This is a genomic window from Streptomyces phytophilus, assembly GCF_013870535.1.
GTDB classification, from domain to species: Bacteria; Actinomycetota; Actinomycetes; order Streptomycetales; family Streptomycetaceae; genus Streptomyces; species Streptomyces phytophilus.
This window is the reverse complement of sequence record NZ_JACBXC010000116.1, coordinates 1-9,287: the sequence shown is the minus strand read 5'-3', so window position 1 is coordinate 9,287 and position 9,287 is coordinate 1. Positions and strand designations below refer to the sequence as shown.

General features: G+C 71.8%; 8 protein-coding genes. 2 read left to right on the top strand and 6 right to left on the bottom strand.

Annotated elements, in window-relative coordinates; all coding sequences use genetic code 11:
* From H5J30_RS09190 to H5J30_RS09175, 4 genes are all read right to left on the bottom strand, one after another.
* Positions 1 to 595 (bottom strand): AAA family ATPase (locus tag H5J30_RS09190; RefSeq protein WP_181786807.1); only part of this gene is annotated, 595 nt, incomplete at its 3' end.
* 33 nt (positions 596 to 628) lie between these two features.
* Positions 629 to 1,270 (bottom strand): vitamin K epoxide reductase family protein, encoded by a 642-nt coding sequence (locus H5J30_RS09185; RefSeq protein WP_181786805.1) that lies wholly within the window; start codon positions 1,268 to 1,270, stop codon positions 629 to 631.
* A gap of 186 nt (positions 1,271 to 1,456) precedes the next feature.
* Complete coding sequence (gene hisS, locus H5J30_RS09180) at positions 1,457 to 2,743, bottom strand: histidine--tRNA ligase (protein WP_181786803.1); 1,287 nt, start codon at positions 2,741 to 2,743, stop codon at positions 1,457 to 1,459.
* Positions 2,740 to 3,459 (bottom strand): MBL fold metallo-hydrolase, encoded by a 720-nt coding sequence (locus tag H5J30_RS09175; RefSeq protein ID WP_181786801.1) that lies wholly within the window; start codon positions 3,457 to 3,459, stop codon positions 2,740 to 2,742. The genes hisS and H5J30_RS09175 overlap by 4 nt, the downstream gene beginning before the upstream one ends.
* 191 nt (positions 3,460 to 3,650) lie before the next feature.
* On the opposite strand from H5J30_RS09175, the gene H5J30_RS09170 reads away from it, so the two are divergent.
* Together H5J30_RS09170 and H5J30_RS09165 are read left to right on the top strand one after the other, a co-directional pair.
* Positions 3,651 to 4,505, top strand: coding sequence for a peptidylprolyl isomerase (locus H5J30_RS09170; protein WP_181786799.1), 855 nt, complete (start codon positions 3,651 to 3,653; stop codon positions 4,503 to 4,505).
* 230 nt (positions 4,506 to 4,735) lie between these two features.
* On the top strand, positions 4,736 to 5,965 hold the full coding sequence (locus tag H5J30_RS09165) for a DUF349 domain-containing protein (RefSeq protein ID WP_181786797.1): 1,230 nt from the start codon (positions 4,736 to 4,738) through the stop codon (positions 5,963 to 5,965).
* An 81-nt stretch (positions 5,966 to 6,046) separates the two neighbouring features.
* Here the strand turns inward: H5J30_RS09165 and H5J30_RS09160 are convergent, their stop codons facing one another.
* On the bottom strand, positions 6,047 to 8,542 hold the full coding sequence (locus H5J30_RS09160) for a RelA/SpoT family protein (RefSeq protein ID WP_181786796.1): 2,496 nt from the start codon (positions 8,540 to 8,542) through the stop codon (positions 6,047 to 6,049).
* 179 nt (positions 8,543 to 8,721) lie between these two features.
* Positions 8,722 to 9,270, bottom strand: a complete 549-nt coding sequence (locus H5J30_RS09155; protein ID WP_181786794.1) for an adenine phosphoribosyltransferase — start codon at positions 9,268 to 9,270, stop codon at positions 8,722 to 8,724.
* Positions 9,271 to 9,287: the final 17 nt, after the last annotated feature.

Below are 9,287 nucleotides of genomic sequence, written 5' to 3'. Positions count from 1 at the left end.
CGCCGAGGCCGCGCTCGGCGGCGACCGCCCGGTGCAGCAGCCCGCGCACGTCGTCGTCGGTCAGGGGCTCCAGCGTCAGCAGCAGCGAGCGGGAGAGCAGCGGCGAGATGATCGAGAAGTACGGATTCTCGGTGGTGGCCGCGATCAGCGTCACCCAGCGGTTCTCCACCGCGGGCAGCAGCGAGTCCTGCTGGGCCTTGCTGAAACGGTGGATCTCGTCGAGGAAGAGGACGGTCTCCTTGCCGTACCCGCCGACGGCACGGCGGGCGCCCTCGATGACCGCGCGGACCTCCTTGACGCCCGCCGTGATCGCCGACAGCTCCACGAAGCGCTTCCGGGTCGCCTGGCTGACCACGTACGCCAGGGTCGTCTTGCCCGTGCCGGGCGGGCCCCACAGCAGCACGGACGCCGGGCCCGCCGGCCCCCCGGCGCCCTCGCCGACGAGGCGGCGCAGCGGCGCGCCGGGCTTCAGCAGGTGCTGCTGCCCCACGACCTCGTCGAGGCTGCGCGGGCGCATCCGGACGGCGAGCGGGGAGCTGCCGGGATCCTTCTCCTGGCGCTCTTCGGCGGCGGCGGTGAACAGGTCGGGCTCCACACCGGCGAGCCTATGCCACGGGACCGACAGCGCTCAGAGGAGCGTCTTCCAGTAGGACCACCAGCGGATGCCGATCAGGATGAGCAGGATCCCGTACCAGAGGACGGGCACCACCCAGTTGAACTCCAGCACCGCCTCGCGCACCCGCGCCGAGACCGGGAAGACGCCGGTCCTGACGTTGTGCACGGTGGTGTACCAGAAGATCAGGATCGTCACCGCCCAGACCAGCGAGCACCACAGGCACAGCGAACCGATCTTGTACAGCGACGAGTACTGGAGGAAGGTGACGAAGCCCACCCCGAAGAGGGAGCCCGCCCACAGCCCGGTCCACCACCAGCGGCGGTGCCCCGCGCCGGCCAGCAGGCCGGCGCCGATCACGACGAGCATCGGGAAGGCGATCCAGCCGACGAACGGGTTCGGGAACCCGAACACCGACGCCTGCCAGCTCTTCATGATGTTGTTGCACGACAGGACGGGGTTCAGGCTGCAGGCCGAGACGTAGTTCGGGTCCTCCAGCAGCTTCATCTTGTCGTGCGTGATCACCGCGGACGCCACCACGCCCAGCACTCCGCCGATCACCAGCAGCCAGGCGAACGGTCGGCTCGACCCGATAAGTCCGGATTCGGGCGGGTCCTCGTGCTGGGACGGGGCCGTTCTCGTTGCGGTCGTGGTCATCTCGCTGCTTCCGTGTGGGCTCGGGTCGGTGGCGGCACCTCATTGTGCCGCAACGCATGGCGATCGGGCACCGGTGCACCGGTGATCGGCCGGTGACCCGCCGGCCGTCCACCGGCAGGGGTCAACGATGCCCGACCGCGCATTCGACCGGCGTAAATCCACCCGCCACCGCGCCACCCGCAGGGGTCAGGCCAGCAGCTTCCGCAGCTCGCCGACCACGGCCCCGAGCGCCACGGCCCGCTGCTCGCCGCTGCCGAGGTCCTTCAGCTGCACCACGCCCTCGTCGAGGTCCCGCTCCCCCGCCACCAGCGCGTAGCGCGCGCCGGAGCGGTCGGCGGACTTCATCGCGTTCTTCAGCCCCTTGCCGCCGAACGCGAAGTCCGCCGCGACCCCGGCCCTGCGCAGCTCCGTGACCACGCCGAAGAGCGTCCTGCGGGCCTGCTCGCCGAGCGCCGCCGCGTACACGTCGGTGGTCGCGGGCAGGTCCAGCGCGACGCCCTCGGCCTCCAGCGCCAGCACCGTGCGGTCCACGCCCAGGGCCCAGCCGACCGACGGCAGCGCGGGGCCGCCGATCATCTCCGACAGCCCGTCGTAGCGGCCGCCGCCGCCGATGGCGGACTGGGCGCCGAGGCCGTCGTGGACGAACTCGAAGGTGGTGCGCGTGTAGTAGTCGAGCCCGCGGACCAGCCGGGGGTCGTCCTCGTACGCGACGCCGGCCGCGGTCAGCAGCTCGCGGACCTGCTCGTGGTACGCCTTGCACGCCTCGCACAGGTGGTCGCGCATCAGCGGCGCCCCGTCGAGCTGCGCGCGGACCTCCGGGCGCTTGTCGTCGAGCACCCGCAGCGGGTTGATCTCGATCCGCTCGCGGGTCGGCTCGTCGAGGTCGAGGCCGCGCAGGAAGTCCTGGAGGGCGGTGCGGTACGCGGGCCGGCACTCCTGGTCGCCCAGCGAGTTGAGCAGCAGCCGGAAGCCCGTCAGCCCCAGCGCGCGGTAGCCGTCGACGGCCAGGACGATCAACTCGGCGTCCAGCGCGGGGTCCTCGGCGCCGATGGCCTCGGCGCCGACCTGCGAGAAGTGCCGGTAGCGGCCCTTCTGCGGGCGCTCGTAGCGGTAGTACGAGCCGGAGTACCAGAGCTTGACCGGCAGGTTGCCCTGCTTGTGCAGGTTGCCCTCCAGCGCCGCGCGCAGCACGGAGGCGGTGCCCTCGGGGCGCAGCGCCAGCTCGTCGCCGCCCTTGGTGGTGAGGGTGTACATCTCCTTGGTCACGATGTCGGTGGACTCGCCGACGCCGCGGGCGAAGAGCCGCACGTCCTCGAAGCCGGGGGTCTCGACGTAGCCGTAGCCGGCGCGGCGTACGGGCGCGGCGAACGCCTCGCGGACGGCGAGGTAGGCCGCGGAGCGCGGCGGGGTCAGGTCGTAGGTGCCCTTGGGGGCCTTGAAGGCCGGTGAAGTGCTCACGGAGGGTGTCGTCACATTCGTCGTCGGTGGCGGAGCGGCGCGGTCGGGCCGCCCGCCCGGCCCGCGGCCAGCTCCTGCAGGAAGGGGTTGCCGGCGCGCTCGCGGCCGATGGTCGTCTGGGGGCCGTGCCCGGGCAGCACCACGGTCGAGTCGTCGAGCGGCAGGCACACGCGGGCCAGCGACTGGAGGATCTCGGCGCTGTCGCCGCCGGGCAGGTCGGTGCGTCCGATGGAGCCGGCGAAGAGCAGGTCGCCCGAGAAGAGGACCTGCGGCACATCCTGCTGCTCGGGCAGCCGGAAGGTCACCGACCCCTTCGTATGGCCGGGCGCGTGCGCGACGGTCAGGCTCAGCCCGGCCAGCTCCAGCTCCGCGCCGTCGGCGAGCTCGGCCACGTCGTCCGGCTCCCCCACGGTCAGCTCGCCGAGCAGCGGTGCCCCGACGGACATGCCGAGCGCCTTCTCCGGGTCGGCGAGCATGTACCGGTCGGCGGGGTGGATCCAGGCGGGCACGCCGTGGGCGCCGCAGACCGGGATCACCGAGGCGACGTGGTCCAGGTGCCCGTGGGTCAGCACGACCGCGACCGGCTTGAGCCGGTGCTTGGCGACGGCCTCGGCGACGCCGTCCGCGGCCTGGTGCCCGGGGTCGACGATCACGCACTCCTCCCCGGCGGCCGGGGCGAGGAGATAACAGTTGGTACCCCATGCACCCGCGGGGAACCCGGCAATGAGCACGATCGTCCTTCACCTGTCGGATGTCGTCGGCTGTGGCCGCCGCCGGGGGCCGCGCGGCCTGCGGGAGCCCCGGAATTGCGGCCGTTCCGAGACTACCGGCGCTCCTCATCCGGCAGCGAATCGATATACGGTACGGCACACGGAATTCCGGTCCACGAACGGTTGTGGCAGCGACTGAGGGAGAAGAAGCGGTGGTCAGCAGGGACCAGCGGAGGCGGCAGCTCGCCCGGGACAAGTACGAGCGGCAGCAGCGCAGGCGCGCCGACCGCAGAAAGCACAACCGGAAGCTCGCGGCGGTCATCACCGCCCCGCTCGTGGTGGTGATCACCGCCGTCGCGGTCGTGGCCGTCACCGGCTTCGGCTCGGACGACGACAAGAAGAAGGACGACGCCGCCGCGACCCCCAGCGCGAGCCCGGAGAAGGCGCACGACCCGTGCGGCAAGCCCGAGAAGGGCAAGCCGTCGGACAAGACGTGGAAGAAGGAGCCGGAGGCCGGCATCGACGAGTCCGCGATCTACACGATGACGCTGGCGACCACCTGTGGCGACATCGGCATCGAGATGGACGCGGCCAAGGCGCCCCACACCGTGAACAACATGCGCTTCCTCGCCGACGAGGGCTATTTCGACCACAGCCCGTGCCACCGGCTGACCGGCCAGGAGTCCGGCATCTTCGTCCTGCAGTGCGGCGACCCGGGCGGCACCGGCCAGGGCGGGCCCGGTTACACGATCCCGGACGAGAACCTCAAGGACAAGGCGGTCAAGGGCGGGACGTACCCCGCGGGCACCGTGGCGATGGCCAACACCGGCCAGAAGGACTCCGGCGGCAGCCAGTTCTTCCTCGTCTACGAGGACAGCCCGCTGCCCCCGAACTACACGCCGTTCGGGCAGATCACCGACGAGGGCATGGCCACGGTCAAGACCATCGCCGAGGCCGGCGCGCAGCCCCAGGACCCGCAGACCGGCAACACCGCACCCAACGCGACGGTGGTCATCGACAAGGCGACCGTCACCGAGGGCACCAAGGAGCAGGAGACCGACCGCTGAGCCACCGCCGGGGCCGCGTCGTTACGGGATTGGTCTCGCGCGGGATGCGGACAGCCGGCCCGCCGTTCGCCTATGTTGGCGTTGTGCAGGTGCGGGGGTGCCGGCGGCAGTCGCTTTCGCCCGCCGCCGGATCGGCCGGATCCGGTACCCCATCCCCTTTCCGGCCGCAGACAACTGTGGAAGACGCCGCCGGGCTGCCGGGCCCGCGGGGCGTCATGTGAGGAGGCGCTGTGAGCAGCGACCCATGGGGCCGGGTCGACGAGACGGGCACCGTGTACGTGCGTACCGCCGACGGCGAGCGAGTCGTCGGCTCCTGGCAGGCGGGCTCGGCCGAAGAGGCGCTCGCCTACTTCAAGCGCAAGTACGAGGGCCTGGTCGTGGAGATCGGCCTCCTTGAGCGCCGGGTGCAGACCACCGACCTGTCCAGCAAGGACGCCACCACCGCCATCGAGCACCTGCGCGCGCAGGTCTCGGAGGCGCACGCGGTCGGGGATCTGGACTCGCTGACGGCACGGCTCGACCGGCTGGTGGAGGCGGTGGGCGCCCGGCAGGAGGAGCGCAAGGCGGCCAAGGCCAAGCACCAGGTGGAGGTGCGCGAGTCCAAGGAGGCGGTGGTCGCCGAGGCGGAGGAACTGGCGCAGAGCGAGCAGTGGCGCGCGGCTGGCGAGCGGCTGCGTGAGCTGGTGGAGACCTGGAAGGGCCTGCCGCGGCTGGACCGCAGGAGCGACGACGAGCTGTGGCACCGCTTCAGCCACGCGCGTTCGGCCTTCTCCAAGCGCCGCAAGGCGCACTTCGCGTCCCTGGACGCCCAGCGCGAGGAGGCCAGGCGGCGCAAGGAGAAGCTGGTCGAGGAGGCGGAGGCGCTCTCCGGCTCCCGTGAATGGGGACCGACGGCCGCCCGCTACCGCGAGCTGATGGCGGACTGGAAGGCCGCGGGCCGGGCCCAGCGCGACCAGGAGGAGGACCTGTGGGCCCGCTTCCGCGGCGCGCAGGACGTCTTCTTCCAGGCCCGCAGCGAGGTCTTCGCCGAGCGCGACAGCGAGCAGCGCGAGAACCTGACGCGCAAGGAGGAGCTGGTCGCGGAGGCGGAGAAGCTGCTGCCGGTCACCGACCTCAAGTCCGCCAGGGGCGCCTTCCGCTCGATCAACGAGCGGTGGGAGGCCATCGGGCACGTACCGCGGGACGCCCGGGCGAAGATCGAGGCCCGGATGCACGCCGTGGAGCGCTCGATCGGCGAAGCGGAGGAGGCCGAGTGGCGCCGTACGAACCCGGAGGCGCGGGCGCGCGCCGAGGGGCTCACCGGGCAGCTCCAGGACGCCGTCGACAAGCTCCACCGGCAGATCGAGCAGGCCCGGGTGCAGGGCAACACCGCCAAGGCCGACAAGCTGGCCCGTGAGCTGGAGGGCCGGCAGGCGCTGCTCGACCAGGCGCTCAAGGGCCTGCGGGAGTTCGGCGGCTGAGCCGAGTGGCACGTACGTGACGAGGGCCCCGCCGGACGGCGGGGCCCTCGTCACGTACGGCAACGGCGGCGGCGGGAGCGCTCAGTTGTTCCGGGCGGAGGTGACGCGGTACACGTCGTAGACGCCCTCCACCTTCCGTACCGCCTTCAGCACGTGCCCCAGGTGCTTGGGGTCGCCCATCTCGAAGGTGAAGCGCGAGGTGGCGACCCGGTCGCGGGAGGTCTGCACGGCGGCGGACAGGATGTTCACGTGCTGGTCGGACAGCACCCTGGTGACGTCCGAGAGCAGGCGGGAGCGGTCCAGCGCCTCGACCTGGATGGCGACGAGGAAGACCGACGACTGCGTCGGCGCCCACTCCACCTCGATGATCCGCTCGGGCTGCTGCGACAGCGACTCGACGTTGACGCAGTCGGCGCGGTGCACGGAGACGCCCTTGCCGCGGGTGACGAAGCCGATGATCGGGTCTCCGGGCACCGGCGTACAGCAGCGGGAGAGCTTCACCCACACGTCGTCGACGCCCTTGACGATCACGCCGGGGTCGTTGGCCGCCCGGCGCTTGCGGGTGCCGGGCAGCGGCGGGGCGCTCTCCTCGATGTCCTCGGTGGCCGCCTCCTCGCCGCCGAGCGCCTGGACCAGCTTCTGCACCACGTTCTGCGCGGAGACGTGGCCCTCGCCGATCGCCGCGTAGAGCGCGGAGATGTCGGGGTAGCGCATCTCGTGCGCGATGGTGACCAGCGAGTCGCCGGTGAGGATGCGCTGGATCGGCAGGTTCTGCTTGCGCATCGCGCGCGCGATGGCGTCCTTGCCCTGCTCGATGGCCTCGTCCCGGCGCTCCTTGGAGAACCAGGCGCGGATCTTGTTGCGCGCGCGGGGCGACTTGACGAAGTTCAGCCAGTCCCGGGAGGGGCCCGCGCCGCCCGCCTTGGAGGTGAAGACCTCGACGGTGTCGCCGTTGTCGAGCGCGGACTCCAGGGGTACGAGCCGGCCGCCGACCCGCGCTCCTATGGTCTTGTGCCCGACCTCGGTGTGCACCGCGTACGCGAAGTCGACGGGCGTGGCGCCGGCGGGCAGGGCGATCACGTCGCCCTTGGGCGTGAAGACGAAGACCTCGTTGCGGGAGAGGTCGAAGCGCAGCGCGTCCAGGAACTCGCCGGGGTCCTCGGTCTCCTTCTGCCAGTCGATCAGCTGGCGCAGCCAGGCCATGTCGTTGACCTGCTCGGACTTGCTGCCCCTGCGGGTACCGGAGCCCTGCTGGCGGGCCGCGGCACCGGTGGCCTCCTGCTTGTACTTCCAGTGCGCGGCGATGCCGTACTCGGCGCGGCGGTGCATGTCGAACGTGCGGAGCTGCAGCTCGACGGGCTTGCCCTCGGGCCCGATGACCGTCGTGTGCAGCGACTGGTACATGTTGAACTTGGGCATCGCGATGTAGTCCTTGAACCGTCCGGGGACGGGGTTCCACCGCGCGTGGATGGTGCCCAGCGCCGCGTAGCAGTCGCGGACCGAGTCGACGAGGACGCGGATGCCCACCAGGTCGTAGATCTCGGCGAAGTCGCGGCCGCGCACGATCATCTTCTGGTAGACGCTGTAGTAGTGCTTGGGGCGGCCGGTGACGGTCGCCTTGATCCGGGCGCTGCGCAGGTCCTGCTGGACCTCGTCGATGACGACGGCCAGGTACTCGTCCCGCTTCGGGGCGCGCTCGGCGACCAGGCGGACGATCTCGTCGTACATCTTCGGGTAGAGGATCGCGAAAGCGAGGTCCTCCAGCTCCCACTTGATGGTGTTCATGCCCAGCCGGTGGGCCAGCGGCGCGTAGATCTCCAGCGTCTCGCGGGCCTTCTGCTCCTGCTTCTCGCGGCGCAGGTAGCGCATCGTGCGCATGTTGTGCAGCCGGTCGGCGAGCTTGATCACCAGGACCCGGGGGTCCTTGGCCATGGCGACGACCATCTTGCGTACGGTCTCCGCCTGCGCGGCCTCGCCGAACTTGACCTTGTCCAGCTTGGTGACGCCGTCCACCAGCAGCGTCACCTGGTCGCCGAAGTCGCGGCGCAGGTCCTCCAGGCCGTACTCGGTGTCCTCGACCGTGTCGTGCAGCAGCCCGGCCATCAGCGTGGCCGGGTCCATGCCCAGCTCGGCCAGGATCGTGGTGACGGCCAGCGGGTGGGTGATGTACGGATCGCCGCTCTTGCGCTTCTGGCCGCGGTGCCAGCGCTCCGCGACCTGGTAGGCGCGCTCTATCTGGCGCAGCGTGGAGGTGTCGGCCTTGGGGTCGTTCCCGCGCACTATCCGCAGCAGCGGCTCCAGCACCGGGTTGTACGGGCTCTGCCGCTGCACGCCGAGGCGGGCCAGCCGGGCCCGCACCCTGCTCGGCGAGGCGCCGCGGCCGGCCTGCCCGCCGCCGTGGCCGGAGGCCGGCTCGACGCGCGCGGGAGTGGCCGGCTGCACGCGCCCTTCCGGCGGCGCGGCACGGCGTCCGGAGCCGTTCTCCGCGGCCCTCGCGGGCAGCGGGCGGTCCTCGGCGCCGGACTCCCGCTGCTTGTCGGGCGGCGCGGCGGTGGACCGATGAGCCTCGTCTGGCAAGAGCACTCCTTGACGGTGGACGGCCCACGGGGGAGATCCCCGGAACTGCCATGGTATCTGCCGTCGCGGCCCGGCCACCCGGCAACGCCGTGACCAGGCCCCCGACCAGGCAGAACGCCGGACCGGGGACCGCACGGAGGCCGCCGGCGGCCGGGCGGAACCCGGCCGCGGGGGGTGCCTCAGACCGTGACGAGCGCGTCCAGCGGTGCGCCGGCGAGCGCCTGCTCGACGCGCGCCCGGCCGGCCAGGAAACCCAGCTCCAGCAGCACGGCCAGACCCGTCACCGTGCCACCGGCCCGCCTGATGAGCTGCACCGACGCCTCGGCGGTGCCGCCGGTGGCCAGTACGTCGTCGATGACGAGGACGCGGTCGCCGGGCTGCAGGGCGTCGGCGTGTATCTCGATCTCCGCCGTGCCGTACTCCAGGTCGTACGCCTGCCCGAGGGTGGCGCCGGGGAGCTTGCCGGCCTTGCGTACGGGCACGAAGCCGATCCCCGCGCGCACCGCGACCGGCGCTCCCAGGATGAAGCCGCGCGCCTCCAGGCCGACGACCTTCTGCGCGCCCTGCTCGCGGCAGACCTCGGTGAGCGCGTCCGTGAGCACGGCGAACGCCTTGGCGTCGGCCAGCAGCGGGGTGATGTCCTTGAACATCACGCCCGGCTGCGGGTAGTCCGGCACGTCCTGGATCCGGCTGAGCAGCAGTTCCCTGGTCCCGTCGGGAAGGCTCACCGGCGCTTGCCTCCCGA

Excerpts from the sequence above, each read along its gene's own strand:
- H5J30_RS09185 (WP_181786805.1), bottom strand. The coding sequence starts at position 1,270 with ATGACCACGACCGCAACGAGAACGGCCCCGTCCCAGCACGAGGACCCG.